Origin of the sequence: Hymenobacter humi (assembly GCF_042665855.1) — a bacterium.
In the GTDB taxonomy this organism is placed as follows: domain Bacteria; phylum Bacteroidota; class Bacteroidia; order Cytophagales; family Hymenobacteraceae; genus Hymenobacter; species Hymenobacter humi.
The window spans coordinates 3,054,499-3,072,164 of the sequence record NZ_JBHTEK010000001.1 but is presented as its reverse complement, the minus strand read 5'-3'; the positions used below and the strand labels follow the sequence as shown (position 1 = coordinate 3,072,164).

Below are 17,666 nucleotides of genomic sequence, written 5' to 3'. Positions count from 1 at the left end.
TTAAACCCTTCAATCTGTCAACCCCATGGAACAAAGCATTCCCTCGGCCTACGGTGCTCTGCCAGACACCGCGGTATCGCACGACAACAACGCGACCCCGACCAGTAAAATCTGGCAGGTGATAACCGCCTCGTCGGTGGGCACGGTTATCGAATGGTACGACTTCTACATTTTCGGCTCGCTCACGCCGATTATTTCCACGCTGTTCTTCCCGAAGACCAACCCGGTGGCGGCCCTGCTCAGCACGCTGGCGCTGTTTGCCACGGGCTTTGTGGTGCGGCCGTTTGGCGCCATCGTGTTTGGCCGCCTCGGCGACATGATTGGCCGGAAGTATACCTTCCTGCTCACGCTGCTGCTCATGGGTGGCTCCACGTTTGCCATCGGCCTGGTGCCCACCTACGCCTCCATTGGGCTGGCCGCACCGTTCATCCTGCTCATTCTGCGCTTGGTGCAGGGCCTGGCATTGGGCGGCGAATACGGCGGGGCCACCACCTACGTGGCCGAGCACTCGCCCGACAAGCAGCGCGGCTACTACACCAGCTTCATCCAGACCACGGCCACGGTGGGCCTGTTTGTGAGCATCGCCGTGATTATCGGCACCCGCAAAATCGTGGGCGAGGACGTGTTTAAGGAATGGGGCTGGCGAATTCCGTTCCTCATTTCCTTCTTCTTGGTAATTGCCTCGTACTACATCCGCCGCAAGCTGCACGAGTCGCCACTGTTTGCCCAGGCCAAGGCCCAGGGCACTACCAGCACCAACCCGCTGCGTGACTCGTTTGTGAAGCCCGAAAACCGCCGTCTGGTAATCCTGGCACTGCTCGGCGCCACCATGGGCCAGGGCGTAGTGTGGTACACGGGCCAGTTCTACGCCTACTTCTTCCTGCAAACGGTGCTGAAAGTTGAGCTGATTCCGGCTTCGGTGGTGCTGTGCGTGGCCTTGCTGTTGGGCACGCCGTTTTTCATCTACTTCGGGGCGCTGTCGGACCGCATCGGGCGCAAGAAAATCATTATGGCCGGCCTGCTCTGCGGCGCGCTGTTCACCATCCCAATTTTCTATGGCCTGAAGCAGTTCGCCGGGCCGATTACGGAGAAAACGGCTGCCATTCCGGCCTCCGTCGACGCGGCTGGCAAGGTAATCGATGCCGTGCCCGCCGTGATGGTCGCCGCCAACCCCAACCTCATAGGCCTTACCGTGCTGGTGTTCTGCCTGGTGCTGTTCGTGACCATGGCCTACGGGCCCATCGCGGCCTACCTCGTGGAGCTGTTCCCCACCAAAGTGCGCTACACCTCGCTCTCGCTGCCCTACCACATCGGCAACGGCATCTTCGGGGGCCTCGTGCCGCTGATTGCTACCTCGATGGTGGCTTACGCGGCGTCTCAGCCCGATGGCTTCCTCAAGGAGCACAGCATCTACTTCGGCCTGGTGTATCCGGTGGTCATTGCGGCCATCTGCTTCCTCTATGGCTCGGCCAAGATGAAGGACATCCGCAACGTCAAGCTCATGGACGAGAACCCGTCGGCGGGCGCGTAAGCGCCTCGAAACGCCACAGAAAAGCCGCCGGTCCGATGGGCCGGCGGCTTTTTGGTTAAATTGAGGGGCTGCTGCAACCAGTCGCGGTGCCCTTTTTATGCCCATCAAGCCCGATTTGCCCATGTCCAGCCGCCCACGCCCCCAACATGCCGACCCGCGGCTGGGACCGCGGCTTTTGTTCCTGGCCGTGCTGTTTGGGGTGATGCTCAGCTTTCCGCTGCTGGCTGTGTTCGACCACGACCGGCGGGTGGGAGGGTGCCGCTGCTTTACCTCTACATCCTCTTGATGTGGATACTGCTGGTGGCCATTACCGGCTACCTGGTAAGGAAAAATAATAAGGAATGAAACATGAGGAATTGAGGGCGCATAGCCAGTCCGTTTCCGGTCATTCCACATTCTTCATTAACAATAATGTCCAAGCTGCTTGTCATTGCTTTTTCGTTTGGCTACCTGGCCTTGCTCTTCGGCGTAGCCTACGCCGCCGAGCGCCGGTCGGAAGCGCGCAAAAGCCTGGTGAGCAACCCCTACGTGTACGCCCTGAGTATGGCCGTGTATTGCACGGCCTGGACGTACTACGGCAGCGTGGGCCGCGCCGCCCACCACGGCCTCGAGTTCGTGTGCATCTACCTGGGGCCCACTTTGCTGGCGCCGGCGTGGTGGCTGGTGCTGCGCAAAATCATCCGGGTGTGCCGGCAGCAGCGCCTCACCTCCATTGCCGATTTTATCTCGGCGCGCTACGGCAAAAGCGCCTCCCTGGGCGCGTTGGTCACGGTGGTGTGCGTGCTGGGTATTGTGCCCTACATCGCCCTGCAAATCAAAGCCATTGCCACTTCCTTCGTCACCATGACCGGGAGCGGGGCGGGGGTAGAAGGGCCCGCCGCGGCCACGGCGCTCTACACCACCGGGGCGCTGGCCGTGTTCACCATTCTCTTCGGGGTGAGGTCGGTAGAAGCCACCGAGCGCCATGAGGGCATTGTGCTGGCCGTGGCCGTGGAAAGCCTGCTCAAACTGGTGGCGTTTCTGGTGCTGGGCTTGTTCGTTACGTTTGTTTTGTTCGACGGCTTCACCGACTTGTTTGACCAGGCGGCGGCGGTGCCGGCTTTGCGGCAGCTGTTCACCCTGCACGGCGCCGGCGTCACGGGTACCGGCTGGCTCACGCTGCTGGTGCTGAGCATGTCGGCGGTGCTGCTGCTGCCCCGGCAGTTTCAGGTGTCCGTGGTTGAGAATGTCGATGAAGACCACCTGCGCAAAGCCATGTGGCTGTTTCCGCTCTACCTCATTGTCATCAACATTTTCGTGCTGCCCATTGCCTTTGGGGGCATGCTGCGGCTGGGCTCCAGCGGGCTGGATGCCGACACGTTTGTACTGGCCCTGCCGCTGGCGGCGGGGCATTCTTGGCTGGCGCTGCTCACGTACCTGGGCGGCATCTCGGCGGCCAGCAGCATGATTATCGTCGAGACCATTGCCCTGAGCGTGATGATGAGCAACCACCTGCTCATGCCGCTGCTGGTGCGGGTGCCCGCGGCTCAACCGGCCATGCAAACCCGCTGGTTTGCCTACCTGGGCCGGGTGGCGCTGCAAAGCCGCCGGCTGGCGGTGGTGGCGGTGCTGCTGCTCGCCTACGGCTACTACGCCGAAGTGGGCAAACAGCTCCCGTTGGTGAATACCGGCTTGGTGTCGTTTGCGGCGGTGGCTCAATTTGTGCCGGCCGTGCTGGGCGGCTTGTACTGGAAGGGCGGCACCCGGCGCGGGGCCACGGTGGGCTTGCTGGCGGGGTTTGGCCTGTGGTTTTTCACGCTGGTACTGCCCACCATGGTGGGTCCCGGCAAGCTGCCCGAATCAATCTTGACCGAAGGCGTGGCCGGGATTGCGGGTCTGCGTCCGTTTGCGTTGTTTGGGTTGGAAGGGCTCGATTACCTGTCCCACGGCTTGTTCTGGAGCTGGTTTTTCAATATTGGGCTGTACGTAGGCGTCTCGCTGGCCGAGCCGCCCACGGCTTTGGAATTGCGCCAGGCCGACGTGTTCGTGGACGTGTTTCAGCGCCGCAGCCTGGCCGAGGAAGTGGCCGGCTGGCAGGGCCGCACGCCATTCCCCGACGTGCGCGCCCTGCTGCTGGGCTTCCTGGGAAAAAGCGCACCAACCAGGCCCTGCGCGCTTTTGCCAATCGTTTTCCGGACGCCCTGGCGCTGCCCAACGACTCACCTGCGGTTCCGGCCCAGCACCTCGCCTCGGCCGACCCGCGCCTGCTCACCTACGCCGAAAAGCTGCTGGCCGGCAGCCTGGGTCCGGCCAGCGCCCGGATGCTGGTGGCCTCGGTGGCCGGGGCCGAGCAAATTAACTACGACAACGTGGTGGGCATCCTACGCGAAAGCCAGCAGCCTGCTCGAAGCCAACCGCCAGCTCCAGAAGCAGTCGCGCCAGCTCCAGCGCCTCACCGACGAGCCTGCGTGCCGCCTACGACCAGCTGCAGGCCCTGGACCAGCGCAAGGACGAATTTCTGTACACCGTGACGCACGAGCTGCGCACGCCGCTCACCAGCATCCGGGCGCTGGCCGAAATCCTGGCCGACAACCCCGACCTGGAAGAAGCCGAGCGCCAGCGGTTTCAGCTCACCATCGGCCGCGAGTCCGAGCGCCTCACCCGCCTGATTTCGCTGGTGCTCGATTTGGAGAAGTTCGAGTCGGGCCAGGCCACGCTGGAGCGCACGCCCGTGCCCGTGGCCGACCTGCTCAACGAAGCCGTGGACGCCGTGGGTCAGCTGCTGCGCGACAAGAATATTGAGCTGGAAATAAGCGTTCCGCCCGATTTGCCCGCCCTGCCCGCCGACCGCGACCGGCTGATGCAGGTACTGGTAAACCTGCTGTCCAACTCCATCAAAGCGTGCCGGGCCGATGGCTCCGGCCGCATCAGCCTCGCGGTGACGTGCGCCGAGCCGCCGCTGCGCGCAGCCCCGCACTCCCACGCTCAGGTCATCACCCTCATCATCGCCGATAATGGCAAAGGCATTGCGCTGGGCGACCAGCACCACATTTTCGAGAAGTTCTTCCAGGCCCGAAACCAGACCACCCGCAAACCCGAAGGCACCGGCCTGGGCCTGGCCATCACCAAAAAGATTATTGACCTGCACTACGGCCGCCTCTGGGTAGAAAGCCAGCCCGGCCAGGGCGCCACGTTTTTCGTGGAGCTGCCCTTGGTGAGCACCCCCGAGCTCGTCAGTTAACCCCGCTTTTGTTACCGCTCCCTTCCCATGAGTTATGAAAACTCCGCATATTTTGATAGTTGACGACGAGCCCAATATTGTCATGTCCCTGGAATTTCTGATGCGCAAAAACGGCTACCAGGTGGGCATTGCCCGCAACGGCACCGAGGCGCTGGCGGCCATTGCTCAAACGCCGTACGACCTGGTCTTGCTTGATGTCATGATGCCCGACGTGGACGGCTACCAGGTGTGCCAGAAGCTGCGGGAGCAGTCCAACCGCGCCGGCACCAAAGTCATTTTCCTCTCGGCCAAAAGCCGCGAGCCGGATATAAAAAAGGGCTACGAAGTGGGGGCGGATTTGTATATTCCCAAACCCTTCAGCACCCGCCAGTTGATGGAGAAAGTGCGCGAGCCTGCTCGCTGTCCCCATTTAGTCGTTCTTCCCCCGCCCAATCCCACCCGCCATGAAACCTGCTTGTTCTTACGCTGCGACCCACGCCGCCAGCCTGGCCGACCCGGCCGGGTTCTGGCTGGCCCAGGCCCACCTCCTGAATTGGCATAAGCGGCCCACCGAGCCGCTCACGCAAGACGAAAAGGGATTTTACCGCTGGTTTCACGATGGGTGGCTGAACACCTCGTTTCTCTGCCTGGATGAGCACGTGCAGCAGGGCCGCGGCACCCAGCCGGCCCTGGTGTACGACTCGCCGGTCACGAAGACGCTGCGCACCTACACCTATGCCGAGCCTGCTGGACCTGACGGCGCGGTTTGCCGGCGGCCTGCGCGCTCTCGGCGTGGGCCTGGGCGACCGGGTTATCATCTACATGCCCAACCTGCCCGAAGCCGTGGTGGCCATGCTGGCCTGCGCCCGCATCGGGGCCGTGCACTCGGTGGTATTCGGCGGGTTTGCGCCCCACGAGCCTGGCTGTGCGCATCGACGATGCCCAGCCCCGGGCCATCATCTGCGCTTCGGGCGGCATCGAATTTGACCGCGTCATTCCCTACAAGCCCCTGGTGGACGAGGCCATTAAGCAAGCGGCTTTTCAGCCGGCGCACGTGGTGGTATTGCAGCGCGATTTCGTGACGGCGGAATTACAGGCTAAGCGCGACGTGGACTACGCGGAGCTGCTGCGGGCCACGCCGGTGGAGGCGGTGCCGGTGCCGGGCACGCACCCACTGTATATTTTGTACACCAGCGGCACCACGGGCCGGCCCAAGGGCGTGCTGCGCGACCACGGCGGGCACGCGGTGGCGCTGCGCTTCAGCATGCAGGCCGTGTATGGGCTGGCGCCCGGCGAAACCATCTTCACGGGCTCCGACATTGGCTGGGCCGTGGGTCATTCCTATATTGTGTACGGGCCGCTGCTGCGGGGCTGCACTTCGGTGCTGTTTGAAGGCAAGCCCGTGCGCACACCCGATGCCGGCACGTTTTGGCGGCTGGTAGCCGAGCACCAGGCCAAGGTGATGTTCACGGCGCCCACCGCCATTCGGGCCATCAAAAGAAGACCCCGAGGGCCGGCTGGCCCGCCACCACGACCTGAGTGGCCTGCGCCACCTGTTTGTGGCCGGCGAGCGCTGCGACCCCGCCACGTACGACTGGGCCGGGCAGCTGCTCGGCGTGCCCGTTATCGACCACTGGTGGCAAACCGAGTCGGGCTGGCCCATGCTCGCCACGCTGGTGGGGCTGGAGGGCATGCCGCCGCCCGCGCCGGCAGCGCCGGCCACCCCGTGCCGGGCTACGACGTGCAGATTCTGGACGAGGCCGGCGAGCCTGTGCCCGCGGGCACCACCGGCCTGGTGGCCGTGAAGCTGCCGCTGCCGCCCGGCTGCTTCCCCACGCTCTGGAACGACGACCTGCGCTTCCAGGAATCGTACCTGAACACCTTTCCCGGCTACTACCTGAGCGGCGACGGCGGCTACCGCGACGCCGACGGCTACGTCTACATTATGGGCCGCGTCGACGACGTCATCAACGTGGCCGGCCACCGCCTGAGCACCGGCGAGATGGAGGAAATCATGGCCGCGCACCCCGCAGTGGCCGAGTGCGCTGTGCTCGGTATTGCCGATTCGCTGCGCGGGCAGGTGCCGCTGGGCCTGGTGGTGCTTAAAGACGGGCAAGCCATCGGGGAGGAGGCCGTGGAGCGGGAGCTGGTGAGCAGCGTGCGCACCCAAATCGGGGCGCTGGCCTGCTTCCGCTCGGTGGTCGTGGTGAAGCGCCTGCCCAAAACCCGCTCGGGCAAGATTCTGCGCAAAACCCTGCGCCAGCTGGCCGACGGCGAGGGCGTGGTAGTGCCTTCCACCATCGACGACCCGCAAATTCTCGACGAAATCAGTGCGGTTTTCCAGCGGCGGGGCATCGGCTCGGCCCTGGAAAACGCTTCGGATTGTGCCATCTAAGCTTTCACCCCAACCTTTTTCTAATCTCCTCGCACTCTCTTTACTATGACTGAAACGACTCCCAAACACCCCCGCATTCGCACGCTGGCCGAATACCACGCCGCATACAAGCAGTCGGTGGAAGACCCGGACGCGTTTTGGGCCGCCGTGGCCGAGCCTTTCACCTGGCGGCGCAAGTGGAACAGCGTGCGCGGCGGGCAATTTTCGCCGGAAGGCAACAGCACCTGGTTTGACGGGGCCCGCCTGAACATCACCGAAAACTGCCTGGACCGCCACCTGGCCCAGCGCGGCAACAAGCTGGCCCTCATCTTCGAGCCCAACGACCCCAAAACCCGCCACCTGCGCCTGACCTACCGCGAGCTCTACCAGCAGGTATGCCAGTTTGCCAACGTGCTGCACGCCAACGGCGTGGAAAAGGGCGACCGGGTTATCATCTACATGCCCATGATTCCGCAGCTGGCGGTGGCCGTGCTGGCCTGCGCCCGCATCGGGGCAGTGCACTCGGTGGTGTTTGCCGGCTTCTCGGCCCACGCCATTGCCGATAGGGTAAACGATGCCGCCGCCGAAGTTGTGCTCACGGCCGACGGCCTGAACCGCGGCTCCAAGCAGATTCCGGTGAAAAGCGTGGTCGACGAGGCCCTGGAAAGCTGCCCCGGGGTGCGGCGCGTGATTGTGGTGGAGCACCTGGGCTGGCCCGTGCACATGCACGAAGGCCGCGACGTGTGGTACCACGACGAAGCTAAAGACGCCTCCCACACCTGCCCGGCCGAAGAAATGTCGGCCGAAGACCCGCTCTTTATTCTTTATACCAGCGGCAGCACCGGCAAGCCCAAGGGCGTGGTGCACAGCCAGGCCGGCTACATGCTCTGGGCCGACTACACGTTCCGCAACGTGTTTCAGGTAGAGGAAAACGACGTGTACTGGTGCACCGCCGACATCGGCTGGGTGACGGGCCACAGCTACCTGATTTACGGGCCGCTGCTGGCGGGCGCCACGTCGCTGCAGTTTGAGGGCGTGCCCACGTTCCCGAGCGCCGGCCGCTTCTGGGAGGTCATCGACAAGCACAACGTCACGATTTTCTACACGGCGCCCACGGCCATTCGCAGCCTCATGGCCACCCCGCTCGACAACGTGTTGAGCTACTCGCTGCACAGCCTGCGGGTGCTGGGCTCCGTGGGCGAGCCCATCAACGAGGAAGCCTGGCACTGGTACCACCAGCACGTGGGCAAGGGCCGCTGCCCCATCGTGGATACTTGGTGGCAGACCGAAACCGGCGGCATCATGATTTCGGCCCTGGCGGGCATCACGCCCAGCGTGCCGGCCCGCGCCGGCCTGCCGCTGCCCGGCGTGCAGCCCGTGCTCCTGAACCAGGACGGCACCGAAATCGAGGGCAACGACCAGGAAGGCTACCTCGCCATCAAGGCCAGCTGGCCGGGCATCATCCGCACCACCTGGGGCGACCACGAGCGGGCCCGCCAGACGTACTTCCAGCCGTATCCCGGCTACTATTTCACCGGCGACGGCGCCCGCCGCGACGAAAAAGGTTTGTACCGAATCATCGGCCGCGTCGACGACGTCATCAACGTGAGCGGCCACCGCTTCGGCACGGCCGAAATCGAGAACGCCATCAACCAGAACGAGTACGTGGTGGAGTCGGCCGTGGTGGGCTACCCGCACGATGTGAAGGGCCAGGGCATCTACGCCTACGTAATCTGCCAGGACGGCGTGCCCCACACGCACGCCGAACGGAGCATTTACGAAGCCAGCATCATCGAAACAGTGGTGGCCGAAATCGGCAAAATCGCCAAGCCCGACAAGATTCAAATCGTCTCGGGCCTGCCCAAAACCCGCTCCGGCAAAATCATGCGGCGCATCCTGCGCAAAGTAGCCGAAGGCGAAACCAGCAACCTGGGCGACGTATCTACGCTGCTTGACCCGCTGGTGGTCGAGGAGATTCTGGCCGGCAAGAAGTAGGCTTCAATTCATCGCAACTAAAAGCGCCCTGTCGCATATTTGGCAGGGCGTTTTTTTATAAATGAATTAAACGGTTTCCAAAAGGAACGTCATGCCGAGCGCAGCCGAGGCATCTCGCTCGCCGGAACCTCACCCCCGGCCTCTCTCCAAAAGAGAGGGGAGCCTGACGTTAACCGAAATAGAGAGGCCCGCCTCAATTGAGCCGGGCCTTTTTGCTTAAAATTGAGCTAAAAGCTTGTGCCGTGGCTCCTTTCTCTTATGGAGGGGGCCGGGGGTGAGGTTCCGGCGGGCGAGATGCCTCGGCTGCGCTCGGCATGACGTTATTCTCAAGGGGAAGCATTGACCAACCAGCCTTTAGGCAAACCAGTCCAAAAATCAGCCAAACACCTTCACCCGCTCGCCCTTGTGCTTGGTGCGCAAATGGTTTCGGATAATCTGCTGCGTGTCCTTATTGTCGGTGAAGGGCTGGATGACGTCGCGGAAATCAGCCAGTTTACGGGCCGAGAACGTCTCGTCGACGTAGGCGAAGCCGCGGTAGCGCCCGTTTTCTATCAGCACGATGCTCTTTTCCAGCTCGGTGCGGCCGGCGCCGATGACCACGAAGGTTTCGTGCTCGTAGCTGATGCTGTCGATAGCCTCGTCTACGCGCAGGTTGTAGGTCTCCGGCGACTCCTGGCCCACGCAGGCGCCCTGGCAGCGGTGCACCTGGTAGTCGAAGCACGGGCCCTGGGTTTTATAGAGGCCGCAGAGCTTCTGGCAGAGGTTGTACTTGGCCACCTTGTGGTACAGAAAGCCCTGGGCCTTGTACTGATTGCCCAGCGCGATGATGGGGATTTCGGCGTTGCGGGCGTCGGCGCGGCCGTAAGCCAGGCATTTGTAGCCCTGCTCGTTCACGCGCAGGTAGATGCCCGCTGGGAACACCGAACGGCGCTGGGCCCGGTTGTAGGCCGGTTTGAGCTGTTTTATCAGGTGCGACTCGTAGAGCAGCGCCACCAGCTCCGAGCCGGTGAGCTCCCAGGTGATGTCGGCAATGGAATTCTTAAACTCCAGGCTCTTACGCGACTTTACGTCGATGGCAAAATGCTGCTGGATGCGCTTGTAGATGTTGATGCTCTTGCCCACGTAAATCACTTCGCCAGCTTCGTTGTGGAAGTAGTACACGCCCGTTGCCTGCGGCAGATTCGCCACCACCGCAGCCGGCAAGAGCGGCGGCATCAGCGCTTCCCGAATGGCGGTTTGCACGGCGGCCACGCGCTTGGGCGAGGGTGCCTTGGTGGCATCGGGCCGGCGGCCGGCGGGTGCCAGTGCATCCACACGGGCCAGGGTGTGGCTGGTGTCGGTGCCGTGGGGCACGGTTTCGCTTTCCTGGGTAATCTTGAGCAGGCGGCCAAACAGGATAGCCGTGGCGTGGGCGTCGCCCGCGGCGCGGTGGCGGTTCTCCAGCTCAATTCCGATGTTCTGGCACAGCTTGCCGAGGCTGTAGCTGGGCTGGCCGGGAATGAGCGAGCGGCTCAGGCGCACCGTGCACAGGGTTTTGCGCGAGTAGTTGTAGCCCAGGTCGGCGAATTCCTTTTTCAGAAACGAGTAGTCGAACCGCACGTTGTGGGCCACAAACACGCAGCCTTCGGTCATTTCCACCACCTTGCGGGCCACTTCGTGGAACTTGGGCGCGTCGCTCACCATGTCGTTGGTGATGCCGGTGAGCTGTGTGATGAACGGCGGAATGGCCCGGCCCGGGTTGAGGAGCGTGGCGTACTCGTCCACGATTTTCTCACCGTCGTGGATGTAAATCGCTATTTCGGTGATGCGGTCCTGGGTAGGCTGCCCGCCGGTAGTTTCAAGGTCAATAATGGCGTACAAATCGCAGGGGCGGGAAGGTGGTCGGAAAGAAGACTAACAAATTTAGCTGGGCAGAAGGTTGCAGTCGCGGCTGGCCGGCGCCAGGAATTGTGCAGGGTGAAGGCGCTGTGGTAGTTGGGTGGCTCATCGGTTGAGCCAGTTTTACAGCATAGCAACGCCCCGCCCGGGCAGCCCGCCATTGGGCCGCCCGGGCGGGGCTTCAACTGGTTACGCACCACTCCCGGCTCGCGTTATTCGGGGCTTTCCTGCTCAAACTGCAGGTTGGAGGAGCGGGTTTGCGAGAGCGGCACGTTCTGCGGGATGAAGTCCACTTCGGAGCCGGGCTTGCTGTAGTCGTAGGGCCAGCGGTACACGTAGGGAATGGCGCCGGGCCAGTTGCCGTGGCCGGGGTTCACGGGCGTGGTCCATTCCAGCGTGTTCGAGTGCCACGGGTTCTGGGGAGCGCGCCGGCCCCGGAAAATGCTGTAGATGAAGTTGAACAGGAAAATAAACTGAGCCAGCCAGACCAGTACCGCCGCCGTGCTGATAAACCGGTTCATATCCGCAAACTGGGAGAAGGCGTCGAACGAGGTCCAGGCGTAGTAGCGACGCGGGAAACCCGCGATGCCGACGTAGTGCATGGGTATAAACACCAGGTAAGCCCCAATCAGCGTCAGCCAGAAGTGGATGTAGCCCAACTTCTCGTCCATCATCCGGCCGAACATCTTCGGAAACCAGTGGTAGATACCGCAAAACAGCCCCAGCATGGCGGAGACGCCCATTACCATGTGAAAGTGGGCTATCACGAAGTAGGTGTTGTGCACCTGAATATCGAGCGTGGCATTGCCGAGAATAATGCCCGTGAGGCCGCCCGAAATGAACGTCGACACGAAGCCGATGGCGAACAGCATGGCCGCGGTAAAGCGGATGTTGCCGCGCCAGAGCGTGGCCAGCCAGTTGAATACCTTCACGGCCGAGGGCACGGCGATAATCAACGTCAGGAACATGAAGACCGAGCCGAGGAAGGGGTTCATGCCCGTCACGAACATGTGGTGGGCCCACACCACAATGGACAGCATGGTGATGCCCATGAGCGAGCCAATCATGGCGCGGTAGCCGAAGATGGGCTTGCGGGCGTTGGTGGCCATCACCTCGCTTACCATGCCCATGGCCGGCATGATGACGATGTACACTTCGGGGTGGCCCAAAAACCAGAACAGGTGCTGGAACAACACCGGCGAACCGCCCTGGTTGCTCAAAGCCTGCCCGGCAATGTAGATGTCGGACAGGAAGAAGGAGGTGCCGAACGAGCGGTCGAAAATCAGGAGCAGGGCCGCGGCAAACAGCACCGGAAACGAGAGAATGCCCAGCACCGCCGTGAGGAAAAAGGCCCAGATGGTGAGCAGCAGCTTGCTCATGCTCATGCCGCGGGTGCGCAGGTTAATCACCGTCGTCACGTAGTTCACCCCGCCCAGCAGGCTGCGATACGATGAACAGCGCCATGGCCACGAGCCACAGCGTCATGCCAAAGCCCGCCCCCGGAATGGCCTGGGGCAGCGCGCTCAGTGGGGGATAAATCGTCCAGCCCACGCCGGCCGGCCCCGTTTCGATAAACAGGGACGAGAACATGATGACGCTCGACACGAAGAAAAACCAGTACGAGAGCATGTTCATGAAGCCCGAGGCCATGTCGCGGGCGCCCACCTGCAGCGGAATCAGCAGGTTGGAAAACGTGCCGCTCAGCCCCGCCGTGAGCACGAAGAACACCATAATGGTGCCGTGCATGGTGGCCAGGGCCAGGTAGAAGTCGGGGTCTATTTTGCCGTTTTGTACCCACTTGCCCAGGATGGGCAGCAACCACTCGAAAGTGGCATCGGGCCAGCCCAACTGCAGGCGCATGATGCTGGACAGCGCCCCGCCCAGAAACGCCCAGGCGATACCCGTAATCAAAAACTGCTTGGCAATTTGCTTGTGGTCCTGGCTGAACACGTACTTCCACAGCCAGTGCTGCTCGTGCTCGTCGTGCTCGTGCAGGTCCCACTCGCCGTGAGCCAGATGCTCGCCGGCAGGCTGCGTGGGCAGCTCGGTGCCCCGGCCGCCCTGCGCCTGGGCCTGGCCGGCGCCGGCCCCGCCTGCGCCAGAAGCGGTGAAATCCAAATTTCCGGGCTGGCCTGCAGGCGTGGGCAAGTTTGCATCCATAGCGCTGAGAAAAGAAGATGAATGTAAATTTAAGTATTTATCCATCAGCTATGTAGTGCGTATTTCTTGGCATTTATTCCGTGTTTAAGCGTGGTTTTTATCTCCGTACTTTTTACTTAATTTGGCCCAATTCAACCTAATAGGAGCTGGCGCTTACTATTCCGTCCCCAGGCTTTTATAAAAACGCCAGCAGTGGGCACGAAAAAGCCCCGCTGACTGCAAGACGTGCAGTCAGCGGGGCTTGGTGTTTCTTAATCAGACGGGCTAAAAGCAGACCACGTTGTTAGTGGCGCACGTTGCCTTTTTGCTGGGTAACCCAGTTTTTGGCCTGGAGCACCTGGCTGTGCTGCTGCTCAATGAGGCTCTTGGCTTCGGTGGGCAGGTTGGTCGACTGCAGCGCGGTTTCGTAGGCTTTCAGCGCTACGGAATCCCCGGTTTCGCACTCGCCCAGGATGGCCGAGTCGTTCTGGCCGGTGATGGCCGATTTCAGGTTAATCCAGCCGTGGTGCACGGCGGCGGCGGCATCGGTCAGCAGGCCCTCCACGGTGTTGTCGTTCTGAATGCTCAGGCCGTACTGGCTGGCGCGCTGGGTGAGCTCCGAGGCAAACTTGGCCCGCTGCTGCGACAGGCGGCTCAGTTCCGATTTGAGTTGGGGTTGCTCACGCCTTCGGCGGCTTCCTGGTAGCCTTTAGCGCCGGTTTTATTGATTTCAACCAGGTCGTTGTAGGCGCGGGCGGTGGTTTCGGTGGTCGTAGCCATGGATAGAAAGAGTTTAGTGGAAAGGAAAACGTCCTAAACTATACTGCGAAGCAGGCCAGGGGTTACGTTCAGGCAGGCCCGCCGGCCGGGCTTTACATGCGTTTTATCATGTGCCAGGCCTTGCCCAGAAAGCTGGGTTTGTCGTCCGATTTATCCTTTTTGGTGTCTTCGCCGTCGGTCACGTCGCCCAGCAAAAAGCCCCAGGGCTCGGTGGCCTTACCGGAGTCAAACACCACCTTGAGCACGGCTACCAGCGGGATGCTCAGAATCATGCCGGGCGTGCCCCACAGCTCGCCGCCCAGTATCAGGGCCACGATGGCGGCCATGGGGTTGATGCTCACTTTCGAGCCCGTAATCATGGGCGTGATGAAGTTGCCTTCCAGGAACTGCACAAACACAAACACGCCCACCACGGCGGCCGCTTTGCCCGGCGAGCCGGTTTCGACCAGCGTAATCAGGGCCGGAATGGTGGCCCCAATCATGATGCCGATGTAGGGGATGACGGCCAGCACCGAAGCAAAAACGGCGAAGAAGATGGCGAACTTCACGCCCAGCAGCAGCAGGCCGATGGCGTTGAGCACGGCCACGATGACGATAACCGTGAGCAGCCCCGTGATGTAGGCCTGCACCACGGTCTGGATGCTATCCATGGTGTGCAGCACGGTGGTGCGCTTGTCGGGCGCCACAAAACGGAACATGAACTGCCGCATGTGGTCGCGGTAGTATAGGAAGCAGAAAATGTAGATGGGCACCAGCGTGAGCACGCTCAGCACGCCGGCCGTGGTGCTGATGGTGCTTCCCAGAAAGCCCCCGGCCGACTTCTTGGCCGAGCTCAACGAGGAGTCAATCAGCTCGTCCTTGCTCATCACGCGCATGCCAAACCGGTCGTGCAGCCACTGCTGGCCTTGGTCTAACATGACCCCTAGCTTTTGCTGAATAAGTGGCAGCTCGGCGCGCAGGTCCATGATTTGGGTGCCAAAGACCATCACCAGCCCGGCGATGCCCCCAATAAGCAAGAAGATGGCAAACAAAATGGCAAGGGACCGGGGCCAGCGCTTGCTTTCGAGCTTGGTAACCAGCGGCAGGAGCAGGGTGGAGAGCAGCGCCGAGAAGCACAAGGGCAGCAAAATATCGTCGAGCTTGTTGAGCACAAACACGAGCAGCGACAGCCCAATTAGTAAAAACGTGTAGTGAATCACGGGTGCCAGCTTGGCTTCCGGATTGGCCCCGCTTTGCTGCGACACGTGGGCGTGCGCCGAGCCGCGATTGATTAGAGGAGGAAACATGCGAAGGAAAAAAGAGAGTGAATGCGGGTGGCTGGGCGAATAGGAGTGAACCCGGGCCAAGTGAGCGGTGTTGGAAACTAAATAAATTAGCCGGATGATACTAAAAGAGATGGCAATATTTCTTGCCCTGCTGCTAATTTCTGCGTTATTTTACCCAAAAACTGGACAACAGTTGCCCCAATGAACGACGAACTACAGACTGACGCCCACGAAGTACAGGTGAAAGTCGCCGACCACGGCTATAACGAAGACAGTATCCGCTCGCTGGACTGGCGCGAGCACATCCGCCTGCGGCCGGGCATGTACATCGGCAAACTCGGCGACGGTTCTGCTTACGACGACGGCATCTACGTATTGGTGAAGGAAGTGGTCGATAATTGCATCGACGAACACGTGATGGGCCACGGCCGCACCATCGACATCAAGATTTCGGACTCGCGGGTGCAAGTGCGCGACTACGGCCGCGGCATCCCATTGGGCAAGGTGGTCGACGTGGTAAGCAAAATCAACACCGGCGGCAAATACGACTCCAAGGTGTTCCAGAAGTCGGTGGGCCTGAACGGCGTGGGCACCAAGGCCGTGAACGCCCTGAGCGGTTACTTCCTGGTGCAGAGCGTACGCGAAGGCATCATGAAAGCCGCTGAGTTTGCTCAGGGCAAGCTCGTGAGCGACCCCAAGCCCCAGAAAACCAGCCAGCGCAACGGCACGCTGGTCACCTTCCAGCCCGACGATACCATTTTCAAGAACTACCGCTTCATCCCGGAGTACCTCGAAAATCAAATCTGGAACTACGTTTACCTGAATGCGGGCCTGACCATCAACTTCAATGGCCAGAAGTATTACTCCGAAAACGGCCTGCTCGACCTGCTGGCCCGCAAGGCCGATGTGGAGCACCTGCGCTACCCCATCATCCACCTGAAAGGGCCGGATATTGAGATGGCCATGACCCACGGCAACGACTACGGCGAGGAGTATTACTCCTTCGTGAACGGCCAGTACACCACCCAGGGCGGCACCCACCTGGCTGCCTTCCGCGAGGCGGTGGTGAAGGCTGTGCGCGAATTCTACAAAAAGGATTTCGATGCGGCCGACGTGCGCAGCTCCATTATCGGCGCCATTTCGGTGCGGGTGCAGGAGCCGGTGTTTGAAAGCCAGACCAAGACCAAATTGGGCTCCATCAACATGGGCGAGGACGGCCCCACGGTGCGCGGCTTTATCCTGGACTTCGTGAAGGAGCACCTCGACAACTTCCTGCACAAGAACCCCGCCACGGCCGATGCCCTGCTCAAGCGCATCATGCAGAGCGAACGGGAGCGCAAGGACATGGCCGGCGTAAAGAAGCTAGCCAACCAGCGCGCCAAGAAAGCCAACCTGCATAACCGCAAGCTGCGCGACTGCCGCTTCCACCTGGGCGAAAACGCCAAGGACGGCGCCGAAAAGGAGCTGCTCACTACGCTTTTCATCACGGAGGGCGACTCCGCATCGGGCAGCATCACCAAAAGCCGCAACGTGGAGTTGGAGGCCGTGTTCAGTCTGCGCGGCAAGCCGCTGAACTGCTTCGGGCTCAAGAAGAAAATCGTGTACGAAAACGAGGAGCTCAACCTGCTGCAGCACGCCCTCAACATCGAGGAAGGCATCGAGCACCTGCGCTACAACCGCGTGGTGGTGGCCACCGACGCCGACGTCGATGGCATGCACATCCGGCTGCTGTTGCTCACGTTCTTCCTGCAGTTCTTCCCCGACCTGGTGCGCAACGGCCACGTCTTTATCCTGGAAACGCCGCTGTTCCGGGTGCGCAACAAGAAGGAAACAATCTACTGCTACAATGAGCAGGAAAAGCAGAACGCCATGCGCAAGCTGGGCAAGAACCCCGAAATCACCCGCTTCAAGGGCCTGGGCGAGATTTCGCCCGAGGAGTTCGGCAAGTTCATCGGCGATAACATCAAGCTCGAGCCGGTGATTCTGCAGTCGGACCGTAGCATTCAGCAGGTGCTGACTTACTACATGGGCAAAAACACCCCCGACCGGCAGAACTTCATTATCGACAACCTGCGCCTGGAAAAGGACCTCATAACCAGCGACGTGCTGCCCGTAGCCGAAGTAGTCGAAGCCGAGCTGGCGTAACTGCCCGGTTGGCAAATCCAGCTTAATCCAAAAGCCCCATTTGGCCTTCGCCAGGTGGGGCGTTCGGGTTGTTGGGCAGTTCAAAATCAGCTCAACGAACTATAGCGGGGCAGTAATTTTGAAGCTCTTTCAGCCTTGAGCTGAATGTGGCAGCTAGTGGGAATTATAATTTATGGATGGAGCCGTACCTAAAAAATGCTTTCAACGCCATTTCCATGGCGAATTAAAAGTTTGGCACTAGTACATTTATGGGCTGATTGCTGAAGCCAATGCGAATACTGATAGGGGGCCGGACTGCATTTTTTGCCGCTGTGCTTTGCATGTGGGGCGCGCTGCCCGCGGCTGCCCAACATCAGGCAT

The 17,666-nt window shown here is 61.3% G+C and carries 12 protein-coding genes and 3 pseudogenes; 10 read left to right on the top strand and 5 right to left on the bottom strand.

Translation table 11 applies throughout. The annotated features are described in order from the left end of the window. The first annotated feature begins 25 nt into the window (after positions 1-25). The 9 genes and pseudogenes from ACFQT0_RS17235 (at position 26) to acs (ending at position 9,099) form a co-directional block, all read left to right on the top strand. A complete protein-coding gene (locus tag ACFQT0_RS17235) occupies positions 26-1,531 on the top strand; it encodes an MFS transporter (protein WP_380204438.1) in 1,506 nt (501 codons plus the stop codon). A 97-nt stretch (positions 1,532-1,628) separates the two neighbouring features. After that, positions 1,629-1,817, top strand: a complete 189-nt coding sequence (locus ACFQT0_RS17230) for a hypothetical protein (RefSeq protein WP_380204437.1) — start codon at positions 1,629-1,631, stop codon at positions 1,815-1,817. Positions 1,818-4,037: 2,220 nt separating this feature from the next. After that, positions 4,038-4,157, top strand: a pseudogene (locus tag ACFQT0_RS17225) (histidine kinase dimerization/phospho-acceptor domain-containing protein); the annotation flags it as partial. 30 nt (positions 4,158-4,187) lie between these two features. Further along, a complete protein-coding gene (locus ACFQT0_RS17220; RefSeq protein WP_380206060.1) occupies positions 4,188-4,751 on the top strand; it encodes a sensor histidine kinase in 564 nt (187 codons plus the stop codon). Between the two features lie 34 nt (positions 4,752-4,785). Continuing rightward, positions 4,786-5,292 carry a response regulator transcription factor gene (locus ACFQT0_RS17215; RefSeq protein WP_380204436.1) on the top strand — a complete coding sequence of 169 codons (507 nt, stop codon included), beginning with the start codon at positions 4,786-4,788 and terminating at the stop codon, positions 5,290-5,292. Further along, a pseudogene (locus tag ACFQT0_RS17210) lies at positions 5,273-5,317 on the top strand (hypothetical protein); the annotation flags it as partial. The gene ACFQT0_RS17215 and the pseudogene ACFQT0_RS17210, both read left to right, overlap by 20 nt. Positions 5,318-5,465: 148 nt before the next feature. Next, positions 5,466-5,717, top strand: a complete 252-nt coding sequence (locus ACFQT0_RS17205) for an AMP-binding protein (RefSeq protein WP_380204435.1) — start codon at positions 5,466-5,468, stop codon at positions 5,715-5,717. Further along, entirely contained in the window at positions 5,656-7,125 is a 1,470-nt protein-coding gene (locus ACFQT0_RS17200; protein ID WP_380204434.1) for an AMP-binding protein, read from the top strand. Before ACFQT0_RS17205 ends, ACFQT0_RS17200 begins: the two co-directional genes overlap by 62 nt. Before the next feature lie 45 nt (positions 7,126-7,170). Continuing rightward, a complete protein-coding gene (acs, locus tag ACFQT0_RS17195) occupies positions 7,171-9,099 on the top strand; it encodes an acetate--CoA ligase (RefSeq protein ID WP_380204433.1) in 1,929 nt (642 codons plus the stop codon). A 375-nt stretch (positions 9,100-9,474) separates the two neighbouring features. On the opposite strand, the gene ACFQT0_RS17190 is transcribed toward acs, so the two are convergent. The 5 genes and pseudogenes from ACFQT0_RS17190 to ACFQT0_RS17170 form a co-directional block, all read right to left on the bottom strand. Further along, positions 9,475-10,959: an exonuclease domain-containing protein gene (locus tag ACFQT0_RS17190; protein ID WP_380204432.1), complete on the bottom strand. Its 1,485-nt coding sequence runs from the start codon at positions 10,957-10,959 to the stop codon at positions 9,475-9,477. 230 nt (positions 10,960-11,189) lie between these two features. Further along, positions 11,190-13,137: pseudogene (locus ACFQT0_RS17185) on the bottom strand (cytochrome c oxidase subunit I). 283 nt (positions 13,138-13,420) lie between these two features. Further along, complete coding sequence (locus ACFQT0_RS17180) at positions 13,421-13,765, bottom strand: PA2169 family four-helix-bundle protein (RefSeq protein WP_380206059.1); 345 nt, start codon at positions 13,763-13,765, stop codon at positions 13,421-13,423. Positions 13,766-13,770: 5 nt separating this feature from the next. Then, positions 13,771-13,896 (bottom strand): hypothetical protein, encoded by a 126-nt coding sequence (locus ACFQT0_RS17175; protein ID WP_380204431.1) that lies wholly within the window; start codon positions 13,894-13,896, stop codon positions 13,771-13,773. Between the two features lie 92 nt (positions 13,897-13,988). Continuing rightward, positions 13,989-15,182: an AI-2E family transporter gene (locus tag ACFQT0_RS17170; RefSeq protein WP_380204430.1), complete on the bottom strand. Its 1,194-nt coding sequence runs from the start codon at positions 15,180-15,182 to the stop codon at positions 13,989-13,991. A 180-nt stretch (positions 15,183-15,362) separates the two neighbouring features. Here ACFQT0_RS17170 and ACFQT0_RS17165 point away from each other — a divergent pair, with 180 nt between their 5' ends. Continuing rightward, positions 15,363-17,306, top strand: a complete 1,944-nt coding sequence (locus ACFQT0_RS17165; RefSeq protein ID WP_380204429.1) for a DNA topoisomerase IV subunit B — start codon at positions 15,363-15,365, stop codon at positions 17,304-17,306. Positions 17,307-17,666 lie beyond the last annotated feature (360 nt).